Source organism: Rathayibacter sp. AY1E8, from assembly GCF_002931415.1.
Lineage (GTDB): Bacteria > Actinomycetota > Actinomycetes > Actinomycetales > Microbacteriaceae > Rathayibacter.
Genome location: NZ_PSVI01000014.1, coordinates 53901 through 75434, shown reverse-complemented (window position 1 = coordinate 75434; position 21534 = coordinate 53901). Strand labels below are relative to the sequence as shown.

The following is a 21534-nucleotide window of genomic DNA, read 5'->3' as shown; positions in this document are numbered from 1 at the left end:
GGAAGACAGGACTAAAGACTGTCGGAGCTGACCGGTACTAATAAGCCGATAACTTGATAATCACTACACTCATACCGTTGTAAAGGCTGGTAGGAGTGGCCAGAGATTGCTTGCGTCCACTTTGTGGTTCCCAGAAGACGGGCACCCCGCATCCTCCTTCGGGAGGAGCGGAACAATTGAATACACGCACGGCGTGTAACCCAGATTTGACCATGTGCCCTCGGGTGCGTGTGTCGCCAGGGTTACGGCGGCCATAGCGAGAGGGAAACGCCCGGTCACATTCCGAACCCGGAAGCTAAGACTCTCAGCGCCGATGGTACTGCAGGGGGGACCCTGTGGGAGAGTAGGACACCGCCGGACACCATTCACGATGGCCACCCAGAGATGGGTGGCCATCGCTGTTTAACCGGTCGGTCTCTGTTCGAGGACGAACAATACCGGCCGGAGCGACGATGACCGTCGTCGCCCGACTCCGGAACGAGGAGCAGCGATGACTCAGCACGACCCGACGCCCTCTCCGGAATCGAGGCCGCTCCAGAACGACTTCGACGTCGTGGAGGAACACGTCCTGTCAGACGAGCTCCTCCGGATCGAGCAGACTCCGCTCGACAAAAGGGCAGCCGGATACGTCCAGCTGCAGGAGCAGCTGCGCATCCGACTCGAGAACGCGGACCGCGACCGATGACCGAAGACTCGCGACTCGACTCGGCTCTCGCCGAGCGGGGCATCGCCCGGTCCCGCACCCATGCCGCTCGGATGATCGCCGACGGTCTGGTGACGGTGGACGGCGTCCCTGCACTGAAGCCCTCGATCCGCGTCCGCGACGATCAGGACGTCGCGGTCGCCGGCCTCGACCACTACGTCAGCCGGGCCGCCCACAAGCTGCTCGCCGCCCTCGACACCTTCGTGACGGTGCGAGTCGCCGGCCGGAACGCTCTCGACGTCGGGGCGTCGACGGGCGGGTTCTCGCAGGTCCTGCTCGAGCGCGGCGCCGCCTCGGTGATCGCCCTCGACGTCGGGCACGCGCAGCTCGCTCCCCGGATCCGGTCCGACGATCGCGTCCACGTGGTGGAGGGGTTCAATGCGCGGGATCTCACCGCCGCCCGGCTCGCCGAAGCCGCCAGGACCGAGATCGTCCCGGACCTGGTCGTGTCCGACGTGTCCTTCATCTCCCTGCGGATGGTTCTGCCTCCGGTCGCCGCCTCTGTGGATCCGCTCGCCGACTTCGTGGTGCTGGTGAAGCCGCAGTTCGAGGTCGGCCGCTTGGGAGTGCGGGAGGGGATCGTCCGGGATCCCGAGCTGCGTCGCGAGGCCCTCTCGGACGTCCTGTGGTCGGCGTGGGACCTGGGGCTCGGCGTCGTCGGCCTGGCCGAGTCGCCACTCCCGGGGGGCGCTGGGAATCGTGAGTATCTGGCGCACCTCCACCGCGACCGCGGAACGATTCCGACAGAATGGAGGGACGCGGTCACCGCGCTCACCACCGGATGACGCGATCGTGTCCGCCGCTGTCGATCGACCAGAAGGACACACCCTCGATGCAGTCCCCTCGTGACGAGCGCAACATCCTCGTCGTCGCCCACACCGGACGGACGGACTCCCTCGATGCGGCGGTCCTCGTCGTCGAGCGTCTCCGGAACTCCGGCGCCCACCCCGTCCTCTGCGCCGACGACAAGGGCGACATCGTCGCGGTCGCTCCGGATCTGAGCGACGTCGCCGTGCTCGGGTCCGACGTGCCGCTCGAGTCCATCGAGCTCGTGTTCGTGCTCGGCGGGGACGGGACCATCCTCCGCGCGGCGGAGATCGTCCGGTCCGGGACGGCCCCTCTGCTCGGCGTGAACCTCGGCCACGTCGGGTTCCTCGCCGAGAGCGAGCGGGACGATCTCGACGACGCCGTCGCCCGTGCGCTCGACGGCGACTACGCGGTCGAGGAGCGGATGACCCTGCAGGTGCGCGTCAAGATCGACGAGGCCGTCGTCTACGAGACCTGGGCGCTCAACGAGGCCACGGTCGAGAAGGGCAGCCGCGAGCGGATGCTCGAGGTCATGGTGGGCGTCGACGGACGTCCGCTGTCGAGCTTCGGCTGCGACGGCATCGTCGTGTCCACTCCGACCGGTTCCACCGCTTACGCCTTCTCCGGGGGCGGCCCCGTCGTGTGGCCGACCGTCGAGGCGATGCTCCTCGTTCCGCTCAGTGCCCATGCCCTCTTCGCGCGGCCCCTCGTCGTGGGCCCGTCGTCGAGCCTCGCCGTCGAGGTCAAGGATAGGACCGACGGCGTCGGCGTCCTCTGGGCCGACGGCCGGCGCGCCTACGAGCTGCCGCCGGGAGCGCGCGTCGTCTACCGGCGCTCGCCCGTGCCCGTGCGCTTCGCGCGCCTGCACGACGCCCCCTTCACCGATCGACTCGTGCACAAGTTCGGTCTCCCCATCCGCGGATGGCGGGGGTCGGCGGAGACGGAGTAAGGCCCGATGCTCGAAGAGCTGCAGATCCGCGACCTCGGAGTGATCGCCGAGGCGACGCTCCCGCTCGGACCGGGCTTCACCGCGGTCACCGGCGAGACCGGCGCCGGCAAGACGATGGTGGTCACGGCGCTCGGCCTCGTGCTGGGCGCGCGCTCGGACGCGTCCGCGGTGCGCTCGGGAGCGAAGCAGGCCTGGGTGTCGGGGCGCTGGCTGGTCCCAGAGCAGGGCCCGGTCGCCGAGCGGGTCCACGACGCCGGCGGCGATCTCGACGGCCCGGAGCTGCTCCTCGCGCGCTCGGTCTCGGCGGAGGGACGCGGGCGAGCCGTCGTCGGCGGCCGGAGCGCACCGGTCAGCGTGCTGAGTGAGCTCGCCGATCAGCTGGTCGTCGTGCACGGGCAGTCGGACCAGATCCGCCTCCGCTCCGCCGCGGCGCAGCGCGAGGCGCTCGACCGGTTCGGCGGACCCGGTCTCGCCGACGCCCTCCGCGACTACGCGAGCGCCTTCGAGCGCTGGCGGGCCAACCGGGAGGAGCTCGACTCGCTCACCGAGGCCCGGGAGACGCGCGCCCGCGAAGCCGAACGGCTCCGCTCCGCCCTCGCCGAGATCGAGGTGGTCGCCCCCCAGCGCGGGGAGGACGTCGAGCTCGCGGCGCAGTCCGCCCGGCTCGGGAGCATCGAGCAGCTCCGACTCGCCGCCGGCGAGGCCCGCGAGGCGATCTCGTCCGAGGAGCTGGACGGGCGGGACGCGCTCGGGCTCCTCGAGACGGCGCGGCGCGTGCTGGAGCGGGCGGCCGAGCACGACGCCGCCCTGCAGCCGACGGTCCAGACGCTCGGCGAGGCGGCGGTGCTCCTCGTCGACGCCGCCGGCGGGCTCTCCTCGTACCTGGCGGAGCTCGACCTCGACGGCGCGCACGACCTGGAGCTGATCGAGAACCGGCGGGCGGAGCTGTCCCTGCTCGCCCGCACCTACGGACCGACGCTGGACGACGTGCTCGACCTGGTGGACTCCTCCGGACTCCGCCTGCTCGAGCTCGACGGCGACGACGAGAGGATCGCGGCTCTCGAGGCCGACACCGCGGCCGACGCGGACCTCGTCGACCGCCTCGCGACCCGGCTGACCGAGCTGCGGACCGCGGCGGCCGCCGAGCTGGGGGAGCGGGTCAGCGACGAGCTCACCGCGCTGGCCATGGCGGATGCGCGCCTGCACGTGAAGGTGACGGCCGCGGGGGAGCCGAGCGTCCACGGGCGCGACTCCGTCGAGATGCTGCTCCAGCCGCACACCGGGGCCGCACCCCGGCCCCTCGCCCGCGGAGCCTCGGGCGGCGAGCTCTCGAGGGTGATGCTGGCGATCGAGGTCGTGGTCGCCGCCAACGACCCGGTGCCGACGTTCGTCTTCGACGAGGTCGACGCGGGGGTCGGCGGAGCAGCGGCGATCGAGATCGGCCGACGGCTCGCGCGGCTCGCCGAGACGTCGCAGGTCATCGTGGTGACCCACCTCGCGCAGGTCGCCGCATTCGCCACGAACCACCTCCGCGTCGAGAAGGGCTCGGACGGCGCGGTGACCTCGAGCGCCGTGACGCAGCTCGACTCCGAGGAGCGGGTGTCCGAGATGGCGCGCCTGCTCTCGGGGCTCACCGACTCCGCCAACGCTCTCGCTCATGCGCGGGAGCTCCTCGAATCGAGCCGAAGGGGCTGATCGCGAGCGGCCCGGGACGACATCGATCCGTCCCGGGCGGTCCGCCGCCGCCGTTCTGCTGTTACGGTGGAACCCCGTGGTGGACTTTACGAACGCGGGCCTTTCCTCTTCTTCTCCCTCGGATCCCGAGGGCTCCTCCGGGTCCTCGACCCGGAACGCTTCGACGGCCGGGCAGGACGCCCCCTCGAAGATCACGAAGCACATCTTCGTCACCGGCGGTGTCGTCTCCTCGCTCGGCAAGGGACTCACGGCCGCGAGCCTGGGCAACCTGCTGACCGCGCGCGGGCTGCGCGTCGTCATGCAGAAGCTCGACCCGTACCTCAACGTGGACCCGGGGACGATGAACCCGTTCCAGCACGGCGAGGTCTTCGTGACCGACGACGGCGCCGAGACCGATCTCGACATCGGCCACTACGAGCGCTTCCTCGACATCAACCTGAACCAGGCCGCGAACGTCACGACCGGCCAGATCTACTCGCGGGTCATCGCGCGGGAGCGCGCCGGCGAGTACCTCGGCGACACGGTCCAGGTCATCCCGCACATCACGGACGAGATCAAGCGGCGCATGCGCCTCCAGTCGGAGGACGACCCGCAGCCGGACGTCATCATCACCGAGATCGGCGGCACCGTCGGCGACATCGAGAGCCAGCCGTTCATCGAGTCGGCCCGCCAGGTCCGCCACGAGCTCGGCCGCCGCAACGTCTTCTTCGTGCACGTCTCGCTGGTGCCCTTCATGGGCGCCTCCGGCGAGCAGAAGACCAAGCCCACACAGCACTCCGTCGCGGCGCTGCGCTCGATCGGCATCCAGCCGGATGCGCTGGTGCTGCGGAGCGACCGGCCCGTGTCGGAGTCGAACAAGCGCAAGATCGCGCTGATGTGCGACGTCGACGAGCAGGCCGTGGTCAACGCCAAGGACGTCGCGTCGATCTACGAGATCCCGCAGATGCTCAACGAGCAGGGCCTCGACGCCTACATCATCGACCAGCTGGGCCTCCCGGCCGGCGAGGTCGTCTGGGACGGCTGGTCGCGACTGCTCGAGGCCGTGCACGAGCCCAAGCACGAGGTCACCATCGGCCTGGTCGGGAAGTACATCGACCTGCCCGACGCCTACCTCTCCGTGACGGAGGCCCTGCGAGCCGGCGGCTTCGCGCAGCAGACGAAGGTCGCCATCCGCTGGATCGCCTCCGACGGGCTCGAGGACCCCGAGGCTGCGGCCAAGGCGCTCTCCGAGCTCGACGGCATCTGCGTGCCCGGCGGCTTCGGCATCCGCGGTATCGAGGGCAAGCTCGGCGCGCTGCGCTTCGCGCGGGAGAACGGGATACCGACCCTCGGGCTCTGCCTCGGCCTGCAGTGCATGGTCATCGAGTACGCCCGCAACGAGGCCGGCCTCGAGGGGGCCTCGTCGTCGGAGTTCGACCCGGAGACGGAGTTCCCCGTCATCGCGACGATGGCCGAGCAGGTCGAGATCCTCGCGTCCGGGGACATGGGCGGCACGATGCGCCTCGGCCTCTACACGGCCGAGCTCGCCGAGGGCTCGATCGTCGCCGAGGTGTACGGCGCACCTGAGGCGGCCGAGCGCCACCGCCACCGCTACGAGGTCAACAACCGCTACCGCGACCGGATCGCCGAGGCGGGGCTCTGGTTCTCGGGCCTCTCGCCCGACGGCCACCTCGTGGAGTACGTCGAGCTGCCCCGCGAGAAGCACCCCTACTACGTGGGCACGCAGGCGCACCCGGAGCTCCGCTCGCGCCCGAACGCCGCGCACCCGCTCTTCCGCGGCCTCGTGACCGCCGCCCTCGAGCGCCAGGAGGCCTCGCGCCTCTTCCCGGCATCGGAGGCGGGCGCCGATGAGTGAGCCGCTGTCGGACGAGCTCGTCGAGCCGGAGGTCCTGACCAGTGAGCGCGTCTTCGACGGGATGGTCTGGGGCGTCCGCGCCGAGACGTTCCGCTACGGCGGCGGCGAGCTGCGCCGGGAGTTCCTCGATCACACGGGAGCCGTCGCCGTGCTGGCCCTCGACGACGAGGACCGCGTCGCCCTGATCAAGCAGTATCGGCACCCTGTCCGCACCCGCGAGTGGGAGATCCCGGCCGGCCTGCTCGACGTCGAGGGCGAGGATCCCCTGGTCGCCGCTCAGCGGGAGCTGGGCGAGGAGACGGACCTGCAGGCCGAGCGCTGGGACCTGCTCTCGGAGTTCGCCACCTCGCCGGGCGGCAGCGACGAGGTCATCCGGATCTACCTGGCCCGCGGGCTCTCGTCCACAGGCTCCGCCTTCGACCGCGAGGCGGAGGAGGCCGACATGGAGCTGCGGTGGGTGCCGCTGGACGAGGCGGTCGAGGCGGTCCTCGCCCGCCGGGTGCAGAACCCCTCGCTGACGATCGCGGTGCTCGCGGCGCACGCGTTCCGCTCGCGCGGCTGGGACGGGCTGGGCGACGCGTCCTCGCCGTGGACGCGCCACCCGCGGGTCCGCCACCCCCGGGGGTGAGTCCCCGCGCCTGCGCCGAGGCGTACCTCCGGCAGGCGAGCGTGGAGCGCGGGCTCTCGGCGCACACGCTCGCGGCCTACCGGCGCGACCTGGAGCTCTACCTCGGCTGGCTCGAGGAGCGCGGGACCGTCGATCTGGCGCAGCTCGGACGGGTCGACGTGGGGGAGTTCTCCTCCTGGCTGGCCGCACGCCCGGAGCGGCCGCTCGCGGCGAGCTCGCGCGCACGGATCCTCTCGAGCGTCCGAGGGCTGCACCGCTTCGCCCTCGAGGAGGGGGTCGTCGCGGACGACGTTGCCCGGGACGTGGTGCCGCCGAAGATCCCGATGACCCTGCCGAAGGCGGTCACGGTCGAGCAGATGGCGGCGCTGCTCGACGCGGCGCGCGGCGAGGAGCTCGCGGACCTGCGGGACCGGGCCCTGCTGGAGCTGCTCTACGCGACGGGCGCGCGCATCTCGGAGGCGGTGGACCTGAACGTCGACGACGTGGTCGCCGCGGAGGTGGTGCGGCTGACGGGCAAGGGGTCCAAGCAGCGGATGGTGCCGCTCGGCCGCTTCGCCCGCGAGGCGGTCGACGAGTACCTCGTGCGTGCGCGGCCCGAGCTCTCGCGGAGGGGGCGCGCGACGCCGGCGCTCTTCCTGGGGGTCCGCGGGAGCCGCCTGTCGCGGCAGAGCGCCTGGCTGGTCATCCGCGCCGTCGCCGAGAAGGCCGGGCTGGACCGGGAGATCTCGCCGCACACCTTCCGGCACTCCTTCGCGACCCACCTGCTCGCGGGCGGTGCCGACGTCCGCGTGGTGCAGGAGCTCCTCGGGCACGCCTCGGTGGCGACGACGCAGATCTACACGCTGGTGACGGCGGACACGCTCCGGGACGTCTACACGTCCGCGCACCCGCGAGCGCGGCGCTAGAGCCGCGGCCCCGCGCGGCGGGGCGCGGCGGCCGGGGAGCGGGGCGCCGGTACACTCGTCGGAGGCCGCGCGGGAGCGCACGCCGCCACGGAAGCGAGGACGACGCAGGTGACACGCAAGACGGACGACAAGGCCGAGCTCACCGGTCTCGAAGCCCCGACGCTCGGCCCGACCGGCCGCCCCCTGCGCGACTTCCCGCTGCCGGTGGAGCTCACCGGTCACGGCCCCGCTCGGATCATCTCGCTCTGCAACCAGAAGGGCGGCGTCGGCAAGACGACGACGACCATCAACCTGGGTGCGACCCTCGCCGAGTACGGCCGCCGGGTGCTGGCCATCGACTTCGACCCGCAGGGCGCCCTCTCGGCCGGCCTCGGGGTCACGACCTACGACGCCATCACGATCTACGACCTGCTCCTCGGCACCGTGAAGGACCCGGCCGAGGCGATCCGGAGGACCCGCGTGCCGGGCCTGGACGTCATCCCGGCCAACATCGACCTCTCCGCCGCCGAGGTCCATCTCGTCAACGAGGTCGCGCGCGAGCAGATCCTCGCTCGCGTGCTCCGCAAGGTGAGCGCGGACTACGACGTCATCCTGATCGACTGCCAGCCCTCGCTGGGTCTGCTCACGGTCAATGCGCTCACCGCGAGCCACGGCGTCCTCATCCCGCTCGAGTGCGAGTTCTTCGCGCTGCGCGGCGTCGCCCTGCTGATCGAGACGATCGACAAGGTCCGCGACCGGCTCAACCCGGTGATCGAGCTCGACGGCATCCTGCCCACGATGTACGACTCCCGCACCCTGCACTCGCGTGAGGTGCTCGACCGGGTGGTCGACGCCTTCGGCGACAGCGTGCTCGAGACGGTGATCGGCCGCACGGTGAAGTTCCCGGACGCCAGCGTGTCCGGCGTCCCGATCACCCAGTTCGCGCCCGAGCACAACGCCGCGAAGGCGTACCGCAAGCTCGCCAGGGAGCTGATCTCGCGTGGCGCGGTCGCCTGAGGTCCTCCTCGAGGAGCGCGCCGCTCCCACCGGGTTCCACCTCGCGCTGACCAACTTCGAGGGTCCGTTCGACCTCCTGCTGAGCCTCATCGCGAAGCAGCAGGTCGACATCACCGAGATCGCGCTGAGCGCCGTGACGGACGAGTTCCTCTCGTACCTGCACGGGATCGACTCGCTCGAGGGGCTGGACCGCGCGTCGGAGTTCCTCGTCGTCGCCGCGACGCTCCTCGACCTGAAGATCGCCGGACTCCTGCCCCAGGGCGAGCTCGTGGACGCGGAGGACGCGGCGCTGCTGGAGGCGCGAGACCTGCTGTTCGCCCGGCTCCTGCAGTACCGGGCCTTCAAGCAGGTGTCGTCGTGGTTCGCCGAGCGGATCGCGATCGAGACCGCCCGCCACGTGCGCGACGTGCCTCTGGAGGAGGAGTACCGGTCCGCGAAGCCGGAGCTCGTCTGGACCCTGTCGCCCGCCGACTTCGCCGCCCTCGCGACCGTCGCCCTCGCTCCGCGCGAGCTGCCGACGGTGGGCCTGGACCACCTGCACGCCCCGCAGATCAGCATCCGGGAGCAGGCCGCCCACGTCGTGGCGATGCTGCGCGCCCGCGGGAGGGCCACCTTCGGCGAGCTGATCGCGGACGCCGACGAGAAAGGCGTGATCGTCGCGCGCTTCCTGGCCGTGCTCGAGCTCTACCGGCACGCCGCGATCTCGTTCGACCAGCCGGAGCCGCTCGGCGAGCTCACGCTGCGCTGGGTCGCCGAGCAGTGGAGCGATGCGAGCCTCGCCGCGCTCGGAGCCGACTATGACTCCTGACGCCGGCCCCGGGACCGTCGCGTTCGAGATCGACCGGGCGATCGAGGCGATCCTGATGGTCGCGGACGAGCCGCAGCCGCTCGCCTCCCTCGCGACCGCGCTGTCGAGGCCGATCGCCGTGGTCCGCCAGTCGATCGAGCGCCTGGTAGCCGACTACGACGGCGCCGACGGAGCGATCCGCCGGGGCTTCGAGCTGCGCGAGGTCGGTGCCGGCTGGCGGATCTACGTGCGCCGCGAGTACGACCCGGTGGTCAAGGACTTCGTCCTGACGCAGAACCCGACGCGGCTCTCGCAGGCGGCGCTCGAGACGCTCGCCGTGATCGCCTACAAGCAGCCGGTCTCGCGCGGTCAGGTCGCGCAGATCCGCGCGGTCAACGTCGACTCCGTCGCGCGCACCCTCCTCGGCCGCGGCCTCATCGCGGAGGTCGGCCACGACCCCGAGACGGGCGCGGTCCTCTACGGCACCACCGAGCAGCTGCTCGTGCACCTCGGCCTCACCTCGCTCGACGAGCTGCCGAAGATCTCCCCCCTACTGAGCGACGGAAGAGACGGATTCGATGAGCGCGCCTGACAGCGGCCCCGACGGCGAACGACTGCAGAAGGTCCTCGCGGCAGCGGGGGTCGCCTCCCGACGAGTGGTCGAGGAGATGATCGTGGCGCGGCGGATCCGCGTCAACGGCGAGGTGGCGGACGAGCTCGGCCGCCGCATCGATTCGGCGACCGACCGGATCGAGGTCGACGGGGTCGCGGTGCAGCTGGACACCTCGCGCCGCTACGTGATGCTCAACAAGCCGATCGGCGTCGTCAGCTCGCTGGCGGACGAGAACGGCCGCACCGACCTCAGCCTCTACACGAAGAACTTCGAGGAGCGGCTGTTCAACGTCGGGCGCCTCGACGCCGAGACCTCGGGACTGCTGGTGCTGACCAACGACGGCGAGCTCGCCCACGTCCTCGCGCACCCGTCGTTCGGAGTGACGAAGACCTACATCGCGAAGGTGCACGGGCAGGTCCTCCCGCAGACGATCGCGACGCTGACCTCCGGGATCGAGCTCGACGACGGACCGGTGGCCGCCGACAAGGCGCGTCTCCTCGGCCGGCCGGAGGGCCGCTCGAACGCCTCGCTCGTCGAGATCACCCTGCACTCCGGTCGCAACCGGGTCGTCCGCCGGATGATGGCGGCTGTCGGCCACCCGGTGATCGAGCTCGTCCGCCGCCAGTTCGGGCCGCTGCACCTGGGCACCCTGCGCTCGGGCGATCTGCGCGACCTGACCCGGGAGGAGCTGGGCGCGCTGCTCACGATCGCGCGGCAGGGCGGCGAGGCGGTGGCGGCCGCTCCCGCGGTCCCCTCGAAGAAGGCGAGCGCGGGTGCGCGGCGGCCCCGGCCTGACAGCGGCGAGCGCGGCGCCCCGGCGGAGCGCGGCTCGTCCGGGCGATCCTCGGATCGCGGCGGATCGGCCGGACGGTCGTCCGACCGCGGCGGATCGTCCGGACGGTCGTCCGACCGCGGCGGCTCGGCGGGACGGTCGTCCGATCGCGGCGGCTCCTCCGCCGGCGGCGGGCGGAGCGACGGTCCTCCGCGCCGGTCCGGCGCCGACAAGCAGCGCCGCGCCGATCGCTAGGCTGTCGGGGTGAACGAGCTCCTGCACCCCGCGCCGCCCGCGATGCGGACGACCGGGACGGTGCGGGTGGTCGGCTCCGGACTGCTCGGCGCCTCCATCGGCCTCGGCCTCGCCTCCCGCGGGATCGACGTCGTCCTCGACGACGCCTCGCCCGCGAGCCTCTCCCTCGCCATCGACTACGGGGCCGGCCGCGCCGCCTCCGCCGACGACCGGCCCTCCGTCGTCGTCGTCTGCGTCCCCCCTGACGTCACCGCGAGCGTCGTCGAGCGCGAGCTCGCGGCGCACCCAGGAGCCGTCGTCACCGACGTGGCGAGCGTCAAGACCCAGCCGCTGCGCGAGCTGCGCTCCCGCGGCGTCGACCTCGCCCGCTACATCGGCTCGCACCCGATGGCCGGCCGCGAGCGCGGCGGACCGGTCGCCGCGCGGGGAGACCTCTTCGTCGGCAGACCCTGGGTGATCTGCCGCGACGGCGAGACCGCGCCCGACGCGCTCGCAAGGGTGGAGGGCCTCGCTCTCGACCTCGGCGGCACCATCGTCGAGATGGACCCGGAGGAGCACGACCTGTCGGTCGGCCTCGTCTCGCACGCCCCGCAGGTGATCTCGTCACTGCTCGGCCAGCGCCTCCTCGACGCCCCGAACGCGGCGCTCCGCCTCGCCGGGCAGGGCGTCCGCGACGTCTCGCGCCTGGCGGCCTCGGCCCCCGAGCTCTGGATGCAGATCCTGGCCGCGAACCGCGAGCACGTCGTCGCGGTGCTCGACGCCTTCCGCGACGACGTCGCCGCGGTGGCCGACGCGCTTCGCGACCTCGAGGCGCCCGGCTCGCGCCGCGTGCTCGCCGAGCACCTCGCCGCGGGCAACGCCGGAGTGGCGCGCCTGCCCGGCAAGCACGGCCAGGACCAGCGCTTCTCGACCCTGATCGTCCTCGTCGACGACTCTCCCGGAACCCTCGCGCGGCTCCTGGTGGAGATCGGCGAGGCGGGCGTCAACCTCGAGGACGTGCGCCTCGAGCACGCGCAGGGGCGCCGAGTGGGTCTCGCCGAGATCTCGGTCGTGCCCGAGGCGGTCGCGCCGCTGACCGAAGAACTGACCATACGCGGCTGGAGGATCGCCGGATGAGCACCGAGCAGAACAGGCAGGAGGGCGGCCTGAACAGGATGACGCCCGCCCGCCGGGCACAGCAGAGCATCCCGGAGGACGGGGGCGCGGCTCCCGAGCGCGAGGCGCGCTCCGAGGCCGCCGAGCAGGGCGACTTCGGCGAGGCCGTCGTGGTCGCCATCGACGGCCCGGCCGGCAGCGGCAAGTCCAGCGTGTCGAGGGCTGCCGCCCGCCGCCTCGACTTCGAGTTCCTCGACACGGGAGCGGCCTACCGCGCGCTCGCCTGGCACGGGCTCGACCGCGGCCTCGACTTCGAGGACCAGGACGCGATCGTCGACGCGCTCGACGGCTTCGACTACTCCATCGGCACCGACCCCGAGTCGTACTCGGTGTGGGTCGGTCCGACCGAGGTGACCGCCGCCATCCGCGAGCCCCGGGTGACCGCGCGCGTCTCGGCCGTGGCGAAGGTCCCCGAGGTCCGTCGGAGGATCACACTGCTGTTCCGGAGGATCATCGGCGAGACGCGTCGGGAGGGCATCATCGTCGAGGGCCGCGACATCACGACGGTCGTCGCACCGACCGCTCCGGTCCGGATCCTGCTGACGGCGAGCGAAGAGGCTAGAATGGCCAGGCGTTCGCGCGAGGTCACCACGGAATCCGCCGAGGCGACGGGTCAGGCGCTGCGGTCGAGGGACCGCGCCGACTCGCAGGTGGTCGACTTCATGAACGCCGCAGAAGGAGTCACTCTTCTCGACTCCACTCATCTCGACTTCGAGCAGACCGTCGACGCGGTCGTCGCCGAGGTCCGAACTTCGAGAGCAAGGGCCGGTCATGGCACAGGACACGCACGTCGGTGACGACGAGCTGAACTTCGGAGACGACGACCTCGTCGAGCGCCTCGGCGACCTCGACGAGCAGCTCGCCTCCTCACGCGCGCAGGCGCTCCGCAGCGGACTCGAGGACTACGACCTCGACGAGGAGGACCTCGACCTCCTCGAGTTCGCCGGGGAGGACTCGGACGAGGTCCGCTACCTCCCCGCCCTCCCGGTCGTGGCGATCGTGGGCCGCCCCAACGTCGGCAAGTCCGCGCTGGTGAACCGCATCCTCGGCCGCCGCGAGGCCGTCGTCGAGGACACCCCGGGCGTCACGCGCGACCGCGTGTCCTACAAGGCGGAGTGGATCGACCGGGCGTTCACCATCGTCGACACCGGCGGCTGGGAGCCCGACGCCCGCGGCATCGACGCCTCCGTCGCCATGCAGGCCGAGATCGCCATCGACCTCGCCGACGCCGTCATCTTCGTCGTCGACGCGAACGTCGGCGCGACCGCGACCGACGAGCACGTCGTGAAGCTGCTGCGCAAGACGAAGAAGCCGGTCTTCCTCGCCGCCAACAAGGTGGACGACGCCCGCCAGGAGCCGAACGCCGCCTCGCTGTGGTCGCTCGGCCTGGGCGAGCCCCGCCCCGTCTCGGCCGTCCACGGCCGCGGCGTCGCCGACCTGCTCGACGCGGTGCTCGAGAAGCTCCCTCTGGAGTCGGCCGTCGCCAAGCGCGAGGTCGGCGGACCGCGCCGCGTCGCGATCCTCGGCCGCCCGAACGTCGGCAAGTCCAGCCTGCTCAACAAGGCGGCGGGGGAGGAGCGGGTCGTCGTCAACGAGCTCGCCGGCACCACGCGCGACCCGGTCGACGAGCAGGTCGAGATCGCCGGCAAGGTCTGGCGCTTCGTCGACACCGCGGGCATCCGCCGCCGCGTGCACCTCCAGCAGGGCGCCGACTTCTACGCGTCGCTGCGCACCTCGACCGCGCTCGAGAAGGCCGAGGTCGCCGTCGTCGTCCTCGACGTCTCGCAGCCGATCTCGGAGCAGGACGTCCGCATCATCGACCTGGTGCTGGAGTCGGGCCGGGCGCTCGTGCTCGCCTTCAACAAGTGGGACCTCCTCGACGACGAGCGCCGCCGCTACCTCGAGCGCGAGATCGAGACCGACCTCGCCCACGTGGCGTGGGCGCCCCGCGTCAACATCTCGGCCCGCACCGGTCGCCACCTCGAGAAGCTCGTGCCGGCGCTCGAGCTCGCCCTCGAGTCGTGGGACACGCGCATCCCGACGGGCAAGTTCAACGCGTTCCTCGCCGAGCTCACCGCGGCGCACCCGCACCCCCTCCGCGGAGGCAAGCAGCCCCGCGTGCTCTTCGGCACGCAGGCCTCGTCGCGCCCGCCGACATTCGTCCTCTTCACGACCGGGTTCCTCGACCCGGGCTACCGCCGCTACATCGCGCGCCGCCTGCGCGAGATCTACGGCTTCCAGGGGTCGCCGGTTAACGTCAACATGCGCGTCCGCGAGAAGCGCGCGCGCTGAGCGCAGCCGCACCGTGTCCGGCCCGTGGGAGCTCCTCCCGCGGGCCGTCCGCGTCTCCGGGAGGAACGGTCGTCGAGTCGCGGGGGCGGATGCCGCTCCGGTGCGTCTCGGTCGAGCAGATCGCACTCGTCTCGAGCGGGAGTGACGGGCGGCGCGGCGCTGCCGGAGGCCCAGCGGCGTCCCTCGAACCGGGCGGTCGTCTCTCCGAGCGGGCGTCGGCAGGGCCGGGAGGCCGGTCAGTCGCCGGTGGCGAAGGGCCACCACGGCGGCAGGAGCCGTCGGTAGGCGGCGAGGTAGCTGCCGGGATCGCGGGGCGCGGGCAGGCGGAGCCACTGCTCCATCAGGCCGACGGAGCCCGCCGCGAGGAACGAGGCCGTCGCGTCCTCGAGGAACCCGAGCGGTGCTTCCGCGGCCGGCACGTCGAGGATCCCGGTGTCGAGCGTCGCGGAGACGGCGGTGCGGAAGTGCCCCGCGAGCATCGCGCGGAGGCCCGAGTCGCCGCCGGGGGCGTCGAACGCGCGGAGGTAGAGGTCGCGGTGGCCGTCCAGGTGGCCGAGGACGCGGGAGGTGCCCTCGCGGATGCTCGCGTCGGTCGCGGCGCCGCTCCGGAGCTGCTGGAGGTAGCCCTCGCGGATCGCGTCGAGCTCGTCCTGCAGGGCTGCGCAGAGCAGTTCTGCGGCGGAGGAGGCGTGGGCGTAGAAGGTGGAGCGGTTCACGCCGGCGAGATCCGTGATCTCGGAGACGGTGAGGGTGGCGACGTCGCGGCTGGTCGCGAGTTCGATGATGGCCCGGTGCAGGGCCACCTGTGATCGCTTCTGCCGCGCATCCACTGCTGACGCCTCCCGAGCTGCCGACGGCGCGTCGACCCGTGCCGACGCGTTCCGCGCAGCGAGTCTACGGGGCCCGCTCGTTTTCACTTCCGGCGTCGGCATCCGCTAAGGTAGTCGAGTTGCCCGGGCCTCGGCCCGGTCTGCCACGGGCTGTGGCGCAGCTTGGTAGCGCACTTGACTGGGGGTCAAGGGGTCGCAGGTTCAAATCCTGTCAGCCCGACGGAAAGCCCTGATGAGACCACTGGTCGTCGTCAGGGCTTCCGTCGTTTCCGGGCCTCGTCGCGAGGCTGCGGGCCGCTCACCGGAGCGCTGCGGCGACCTCGGCGAAGGCCTCGCGACGTCGGGCGGAGCGCGCCTCCCGCTCGGCGGCATCCCGTGCCCAGAGCGCCTGTCGGGACGGGTGGAACGTGCGGATCACCGTGAGGCCGCGCTCGCGCTCGATCGCCGGGTGCCGCCTGAGGAGGCGCCGCCAGCCGTGATCGGCGTCGCCGCCCTGCAGGAGGACCACCTCGACGTCGGGGGCGAGCGCGAGCAGATGCAGGACGGTCTCGACGCCGGCGTCGAGCTGCTCGGCGTTCGGCGCCTGGTTGATGTACCAGGGGTAGGCGTTCCACGGCAGCAGGTCGCCGGGGGCGAGGCCCACCTCGTCCATCAGCCCGGCCATGAGCTCCGCCGTCGGGTCGTCGTTCTCGGTGCAGAGGAAGCCGCTTCCGATGCCGTCCTGAGTGGCGGGACCGGGATCGCGGAGGACGCTGAGGACGCGCGCCTCCACTCCGCCGTGCAGGGGCGCGACGTAGGGCAGCCAGCCGCGTCCGTAGGGGTTCCGCAGCTCGTCGACCCATCGGTTCACGGGAGCCACGTGCGGCGTGTAGCGCTGCTCCCACTGGGCGCGGCGGAAGGAGAGGTCGGCCATGGAGCGGGGCATGTCCGCACCCTAGAGGGTCACCGGGGCGGCGCGGCACCCTTCCTGGTCGTCGGCCGTGCCGGCGGCGTCCGGACTGAGAAGCCGGAGCGGCATGCACGGCGTCTCCCCGACCGCCCGCAAGGGCGGCGGCAGGCCGGCTCCCTAGCGTCGGTGGACGTGACCCACTCCGCTCCGCTCGCCCGCTGGTGGCGCGAACCCTGGTGGGCGCGGCTCACCCTCCTCGCGATCCTGTGCGGATCGACGGTCCTCACCGGCTGGAATCTCGCGCGGGGCGGAGACGCCGTCTTCTACGAGGCGGCGGCACGGTCGATGTCGGAGTCGTGGCACGCGCTGGCGTTCGGAGCCTTCGATCCCGCCGCCACGGTGACGCTGGACAAGCTGGCGGGGTTCGCGGTGCCGCAGGCGCTGAGCATCCGGCTGTTCGGCATGTCGACGTCGTCGATCGCGCTGCCGCAGCTCATCGAGGGGCTGATCACGGTCGCGGCGTGCTCGGTCGTCGGGCTCCGGTGGGGCGGCCGGGGGCTCGGGCTGGTCGCGGCGGCAGCGGCGGCGAGCACGCCGATCTTCGTGTCGATGTTCGGGCACCCGATGGAGGACGGGCTGCTCACGGCGGCACTCGCCGTGGCGCTGGTGTGGTGGCAGCGCGCGGTGCTGACCGGGCGGTGGTGGCCGCTCCTGATGACCGGGCTGTCCATCGGGATCGGCTTCCAGGCGAAGATGATGCAGGCCTGGTTCGTCCTGCCGGCGCTCGTGGTGGCGACTCTCGTCGGGGTGCACGGGTGGCGTCGAGCCCTCGCCTGGGCGGGCGGGCTCCTGGCCGTCGCGGTGGGCGCCTCCGTGGCGTGGACGGTCGCGATCCAGGCGGTGCCCGCGGGCGGCCGGCCGTACATCGACGGGTCGACGGGGAACGACGTGTTCGCGATGGTGTTCGGATTCAACGGGCTCGACCGGCTGATCTCGGGCGCGGTGCCCGGCGCCGTCGTCGCGTCCGCCCACGTCGCGGCGATGGGCGGAGCGGCGGGATCGTCGCCGGTGAAGCTTCTGCTCGCGCAGTACGCGACCCAGGTGGGCTGGCTGTACCCCGCGGCGCTCGCGGGCCTGATCCTGGGGGCGGTGCGCTGGCGGCCGCGGCGGGGGAGCACCCGCGGTCCGTTCGCCCTCCTGGTCCTGACCGCGGTGTGGCTGGCGACGGCGGCGGCGGTGCTCTCGGTGGCGACGGTGCCGCACACCGCCTACGTCGCGGCGATCGGAGTGCAGCTGGCGCTCCTCGCGGCGCTGGGCTGGGCGGAAGCGGTGCGGCTGCTCGCGTCGACCCGGGTCGTCGCGCGGCTGGTGCTGCCGCTCCTCCTCGTCGCGCAGACGGCGTGGAGCGCGGTGCTCGCCGTGGGCGGGCAGCTGCCCGCGGTGCTGGGCCTGCCGTTCGCGGCGCTCGCCGGAGCAGGGCTCGTCGTGGTCGCGGTGGCGGCGCGGCGACGGAGGGGCGGTGCGGTGGAGCGAGCGGTCGGGAGCCGGAGGGAAGCGGCCCGCCGTCGTCCCGTCGCGCTCGCGGCAGCGGTCGTGATCCTGGCCGGGCCGGTCGCGTTCAGCCTGCAGGTGCTCGACGCATCCCTCGACGGGTCGGGCGGCGACGCGCTCGTCGGCCTGCGCTTCCCGCAGCGGGCCGAGACCTCGGCTCCGTTCGCGGTCTCATCGCCGGACGCGGTCGGCGGGCACGACTCGATGACCGCCGACGAGACCGGCCTGGTCGCCGCCGCTCGTGCCGCCGGCGGCGGGGTGGACGGCGCGCCCCTGTTCCTCACCGACTCCTGGGCGATCTCGGCGCCGATCATCACGGCGACCGGCGCGAGCGTGCTCACCGACGGCGGCTACTCCGGCCAGGCGCGGGTCTTCACCGAGCAGGACGTCACCCGGATGATCGCGGCAGGACGCACGCCTCTGCTGGTGCTGAAGAACTCCGCTCCGCCGACCGAGTCGGTGCGGAAGGCCGTGGTGGCTGACGGGTGCACCGAGCTGCAGGAGTGGGGGCCGGCGGGGACGGAGTCGGGGGAGCACGCCTCCGCGGTCACCGGGTTCTCTCTGTGGCGGTGCGGACCGGTGCCGCAGAGCTCGGCGGGCGGGGTGTCGGGTGCCGGCCAGTGACGCCGTAGGGCAGTTCTCGCCTGGACGAGATCGGCTCCCGCCGGAACGATCGCCCTCGTCCTTGCGCTCGACGGGTCAGGCCAGGCCGAGGAGGTCGAGCGTCCAGGCGTGAGCGAGGACGTTCTCCTGGTGGGACTCCTCGGGCGTCAGTCCGCTGAGGTGACCGCCCGAGGTCGCACGGAGGACGACGTGCGCGGGATCGTCGCGCTCAGCCACTGCCCGGTAGGCGCTTGCGAATTCCGCGATCGCCGACGCGTCGACTCGGGCATCGCGGAGACCGGCTCGAATCCACGCGCGCGGAAGCGGTCGGCTCCGCCCCACCATTGTGGCGATCGTCGCGAGTGGAGAGAGCCCGCTCGCGAGGATCCAGTCAGGGTCACCGAACTCCTCACGGTCGGACGCCGCCGCGGCTGCGGAGCGATCATCGAGCGCGCCGACGGGATCGAGGAAGGGATGCACGAGGTGGAGGCCACGGAGTTCTGCGGGGCGACGGAGGCAGACCGTCGCAGCGACCAGCGCGCCCGCGCTCGCCGCGGTGAGAAGGAGCCGGTGCGAGTCGATCCCTGGAAGCTCACGAAGCAACGCCAGGCAGGCGAGGAGGTCCTCGATCGGGCGCTCGCGGCCGAGGCCGGTCGCCTGCCGATGCCACTCCGGGCCGTTCTCTCCGCCCCCGCGGACATGGCAGTAGGCGATCGCGGCTCCGCGCGCGAGGAGGTCGTCCGTGAAGGGATCGAACGGCCCCTCGAGGCTGATGCCGTAGGCGCCGTAGACGTGGACGACGACGGGACAGCTGTCGGCGCCGTAAGGAGTCATCAGGGTGAGCGGGACGAGGGTGCCGTCCCGGCTCGGCGCAGTGATTGACGTGACCTTCATCCGTTCTGTGACCTCGGTGGCGAGTGCCTTACCCGGTACAGGGGTGACGCAGTGGGCGCGGTGAGCAGGGGAGGAGACGAGCATGATCGGGTGGCGGGTGATCGGATCGACGGCGGGAACAAGGGTCCCGGCCGCCGGCGCGAGCCAGAGCGCGTCTGCCCCGCCGCCGGGCAGCCACACCGCTCTCCTGCCGGACGACCGACCGAGTACGAAGAGCTCACCCTGGGCCTCCTGCAGGTGCTCCGCCTGAAGGGCCTTCGGAACGGGAACCTCGAGAGGACGCGTCGAGCCGGTCATCCGGACGACTCCGTGCCGTCGATACAGGACCGCGAGGCCGCCCCTGCAGGCGGAGACATCCGCGTTCTCCGTGCCGAGGTCGAGGCGACGGCACGTCGGGGGACTGCTCTCCTATCCGGTCAGCACCCAGTACCGGGAGTCGCGCGCCCCTCTCGATGCGAGTACGGCGATCGCCCCGGCGACGCTGCGCAGATCGAGCCTCCGAGCCTGATCGGGCTCTTCGAGCAGCACGTGGGGAGTCGTCAGGCTGCGATGCCACCAGACCGCCTGCCAGGGCCGACCCGCGTCGTTCCGCCTTATCCAGAGGAATCCGTCCGAGAACGATCGGATGCGCGGGGAGACGGGGCGCTCGTCCTGAACGATCTCGACGGCTCCGCTCCTGGTCGCGACGGCGACGCGGATGCGGTGATGCTCATCACCGTCCTGATCGCTCACGAGTGCGAAAGCGGCGGCGCCCGGCGAGAGCACCAGAGACTCCTGCGGTGCGATGACGAGGGTGTGCTGCACGGGGCGCCCGTCGGGATCCCGGAGGAGCACCTGCCGGGGGCCTGTCGGCTCCGCGGCTGCGCTCGACGGCTGCAGAGCTGCGAGATGTCGCAGCCGTCCGGCGATCGCAGAAACCCGAGGCGGCAGTGCGTCGCGACCCGTGATCACGTCAGACACCGTGCTCACGCAACCTCGGTCCAGGAGGACGGCGAAGCCGAGCCTGCGCGGGAATCAGGAGGATCAGCGAGAGCACGATCCACGAGCCGATGAGGCCGAGAACGACGCTCGGGACCGGCCAGATCACTACCCCTTCGCCCAGTGCTGCGCGACTGACGAGCCAGCAGACCGCGCCGGTGGCGGCGACGGGTGCGGCAGCTGCTGTGGAAGCGGCGAGGGACATCGCGAGGCTCTCGGAGACGACGAGCCCGATGATCTGTCGGCGCTGCAGGCCCGCTGCCTGGAGCAGGGCGATCTCGCGCTCGCGGTTCTGCGCAGAGAGAGCGACGACAGTGGCGCTGGTGGCGAGCATCGACACGGCTACGACTGCGACGATCGTCAGAACATCGGTGAGATCGGCGCGGGTCCCGGGCCGGACCGCCGTCGTCATGGCGACGACGGACTCCACCGCGCACAGGAGCACGGCGATCGCCCCCAGCCCTGCCGTGAGCGGCGCGATCGTGGCGGTGCTGACCTGCACCCGGGCTGCTGCCGCGCGGATTCCGAGAGCCGCGACGACGAGACCCGATCGGGCGGAGAGCGCGTGCAGAGCCCGGAAGACGAGCGCGATCACCTCCGGGCAGAGGAGGTAGACGGCCACGAGGACGCTGCCTCCTACGTCGACGGCCAGGTTGAACATCGGCGCCGGTCCGGTCGCTCCGAGTTCTCGAGCAGAGGCGGATGCCGTGACAAGGCCGGAGGCGATGAGGAGGAGGGCGATGCCGCAGCCGATCCGCACCGCGCGCATCGCCGTACCCGGTCGACCGCTCCCGACTTCACGCAGCGCGGCGCTCGGCGGCGTGCGGGCGGCGCGGCGCGCGGGCAGGACTCCGCCCGCCAGAGCGGTGAGCGTGCCGAGTGCCAGCGTGACCACCGGAGCCCAGGGCGCGAGCGAGAAGCTCGGAAGATCGACCTCGGACGAGACGGCACCGTTGAATGCGGGAACCGCCCAGAACGCCAGCAGTGTCGAGAGGAGCGCTCCGATGCCGGCGCCGAGGAGACTCACGATGCCGAGCACGAGGAGAGTGACGACGAACACCTGGGCTCGGGAGGCGCCCAGCAGGAGCCAGAGCGCGTGCGTGCGTCCTGTGGCCAGAACGCTCGCTCGGCCGACGATCGTCAGGGCGACCCAGCCGACGAGCGCCACGACAGTGTAGATCGTGATCGAGAGGATCCGGAACTCCCCGAGCGCGACGCCGGCCTCCGTGACAGCGGCGGTGAATGCGGGGTCGCCGGTCCAGGCGAACTGCTGAACGCACAACCCGATCAGCGTCGCCATCAGGGCGACCACAGCGATCGCGGGAGACCATCGGCGCCACTCGTCGGCGAACAGGCGTACGACGTAACGGGACACGA

At 72.1% G+C, this 21534-nt stretch carries 19 protein-coding genes, 1 tRNA gene, 1 rRNA gene and 1 pseudogene; 17 read left to right on the top strand and 5 right to left on the bottom strand.

Features of this window, described 5'->3' with window-relative positions; all coding sequences use genetic code 11:
- Positions 1 to 243 precede the first annotated feature (243 nt).
- From rrf to der, 15 genes and pseudogenes are all read left to right on the top strand, one after another.
- Positions 244 to 360, top strand: a 5S ribosomal RNA gene (gene rrf, locus C5C74_RS06245).
- A 130-nt stretch (positions 361 to 490) separates the two neighbouring features.
- A complete protein-coding gene (locus C5C74_RS06240) occupies positions 491 to 685 on the top strand; it encodes a hypothetical protein (protein ID WP_104351165.1) in 195 nt (64 codons plus the stop codon).
- Positions 682 to 1488, top strand: coding sequence for a TlyA family RNA methyltransferase (locus C5C74_RS06235; RefSeq protein WP_104351164.1), 807 nt, complete (start codon positions 682 to 684; stop codon positions 1486 to 1488). Before C5C74_RS06240 ends, C5C74_RS06235 begins: the two co-directional genes overlap by 4 nt.
- Before the next feature lie 47 nt (positions 1489 to 1535).
- Positions 1536 to 2459 (top strand): NAD kinase, encoded by a 924-nt coding sequence (locus tag C5C74_RS06230; RefSeq protein WP_104351163.1) that lies wholly within the window; start codon positions 1536 to 1538, stop codon positions 2457 to 2459.
- 6 nt (positions 2460 to 2465) lie between these two features.
- Entirely contained in the window at positions 2466 to 4154 is a 1689-nt protein-coding gene (gene recN / locus C5C74_RS06225; protein ID WP_104250718.1) for a DNA repair protein RecN, read from the top strand.
- Between the two features lie 190 nt (positions 4155 to 4344).
- On the top strand, positions 4345 to 6009 hold the full coding sequence (locus tag C5C74_RS06220) for a CTP synthase (protein WP_104222604.1): 1665 nt from the start codon (positions 4345 to 4347) through the stop codon (positions 6007 to 6009).
- Positions 6002 to 6637, top strand: a complete 636-nt coding sequence (locus C5C74_RS06215) for an NUDIX hydrolase (RefSeq protein WP_104250719.1) — start codon at positions 6002 to 6004, stop codon at positions 6635 to 6637. Before C5C74_RS06220 ends, C5C74_RS06215 begins: the two co-directional genes overlap by 8 nt.
- Positions 6634 to 7542, top strand: coding sequence for a site-specific tyrosine recombinase XerD (xerD, locus tag C5C74_RS06210; RefSeq protein WP_104238573.1), 909 nt, complete (start codon positions 6634 to 6636; stop codon positions 7540 to 7542). The genes C5C74_RS06215 and xerD overlap by 4 nt, the downstream gene beginning before the upstream one ends.
- Positions 7543 to 7650: 108 nt before the next feature.
- Entirely contained in the window at positions 7651 to 8538 is an 888-nt protein-coding gene (locus C5C74_RS06205) for a ParA family protein (RefSeq protein WP_104222502.1), read from the top strand.
- Positions 8522 to 9346: a ScpA family protein gene (locus tag C5C74_RS06200; protein WP_104267431.1), complete on the top strand. Its 825-nt coding sequence runs from the start codon at positions 8522 to 8524 to the stop codon at positions 9344 to 9346. The genes C5C74_RS06205 and C5C74_RS06200 overlap by 17 nt, the downstream gene beginning before the upstream one ends.
- Positions 9336 to 9917 (top strand): SMC-Scp complex subunit ScpB, encoded by a 582-nt coding sequence (scpB, locus tag C5C74_RS06195; RefSeq protein WP_104238575.1) that lies wholly within the window; start codon positions 9336 to 9338, stop codon positions 9915 to 9917. Before C5C74_RS06200 ends, scpB begins: the two co-directional genes overlap by 11 nt.
- Positions 9904 to 10674 (top strand): annotated as a pseudogene (locus tag C5C74_RS06190) (pseudouridine synthase); the annotation flags it as partial. The gene scpB and the pseudogene C5C74_RS06190, both read left to right, overlap by 14 nt.
- Positions 10675 to 11007: 333 nt before the next feature.
- Entirely contained in the window at positions 11008 to 12081 is a 1074-nt protein-coding gene (locus C5C74_RS06185) for a prephenate dehydrogenase (protein WP_104222605.1), read from the top strand.
- Complete coding sequence (gene cmk, locus C5C74_RS06180; protein WP_244229618.1) at positions 12078 to 12917, top strand: (d)CMP kinase; 840 nt, start codon at positions 12078 to 12080, stop codon at positions 12915 to 12917. The genes C5C74_RS06185 and cmk overlap by 4 nt, the downstream gene beginning before the upstream one ends.
- Positions 12892 to 14412 (top strand): ribosome biogenesis GTPase Der, encoded by a 1521-nt coding sequence (der, locus tag C5C74_RS06175; protein WP_104222506.1) that lies wholly within the window; start codon positions 12892 to 12894, stop codon positions 14410 to 14412. The genes cmk and der overlap by 26 nt, the downstream gene beginning before the upstream one ends.
- A gap of 236 nt (positions 14413 to 14648) precedes the next feature.
- On the opposite strand, the gene C5C74_RS06170 is transcribed toward der, so the two are convergent.
- Positions 14649 to 15215: a TetR/AcrR family transcriptional regulator gene (locus C5C74_RS06170; RefSeq protein WP_104351162.1), complete on the bottom strand. Its 567-nt coding sequence runs from the start codon at positions 15213 to 15215 to the stop codon at positions 14649 to 14651.
- A gap of 173 nt (positions 15216 to 15388) precedes the next feature.
- Here C5C74_RS06170 and C5C74_RS06165 point away from each other — a divergent pair.
- Positions 15389 to 15462, top strand: a tRNA-Pro gene (locus C5C74_RS06165).
- A 78-nt stretch (positions 15463 to 15540) separates the two neighbouring features.
- Here the strand turns inward: C5C74_RS06165 and C5C74_RS17775 are convergent.
- Positions 15541 to 16167: a uracil-DNA glycosylase gene (locus tag C5C74_RS17775; protein WP_104351161.1), complete on the bottom strand. Its 627-nt coding sequence runs from the start codon at positions 16165 to 16167 to the stop codon at positions 15541 to 15543.
- 156 nt (positions 16168 to 16323) lie between these two features.
- On the opposite strand from C5C74_RS17775, the gene C5C74_RS06155 reads away from it, so the two are divergent.
- A complete protein-coding gene (locus C5C74_RS06155; protein ID WP_104351160.1) occupies positions 16324 to 18306 on the top strand; it encodes a glycosyltransferase family 39 protein in 1983 nt (660 codons plus the stop codon).
- 75 nt (positions 18307 to 18381) lie between these two features.
- On the opposite strand, the gene C5C74_RS06150 is transcribed toward C5C74_RS06155, so the two are convergent.
- The 3 genes from C5C74_RS06150 to C5C74_RS06140 all read right to left on the bottom strand — a co-directional run bounded on the left by C5C74_RS06150 (position 18382) and on the right by C5C74_RS06140 (position 21532).
- Positions 18382 to 19179 (bottom strand): prolyl oligopeptidase family serine peptidase, encoded by a 798-nt coding sequence (locus C5C74_RS06150; RefSeq protein WP_181134655.1) that lies wholly within the window; start codon positions 19177 to 19179, stop codon positions 18382 to 18384.
- Between the two features lie 408 nt (positions 19180 to 19587).
- Positions 19588 to 19983 (bottom strand): hypothetical protein, encoded by a 396-nt coding sequence (locus tag C5C74_RS06145; RefSeq protein WP_146083013.1) that lies wholly within the window; start codon positions 19981 to 19983, stop codon positions 19588 to 19590.
- 148 nt (positions 19984 to 20131) lie between these two features.
- Positions 20132 to 21532: an FtsX-like permease family protein gene (locus tag C5C74_RS06140; protein WP_104351157.1), complete on the bottom strand. Its 1401-nt coding sequence runs from the start codon at positions 21530 to 21532 to the stop codon at positions 20132 to 20134.
- Between the last annotated feature and the right edge of the window lie 2 nt (positions 21533 to 21534).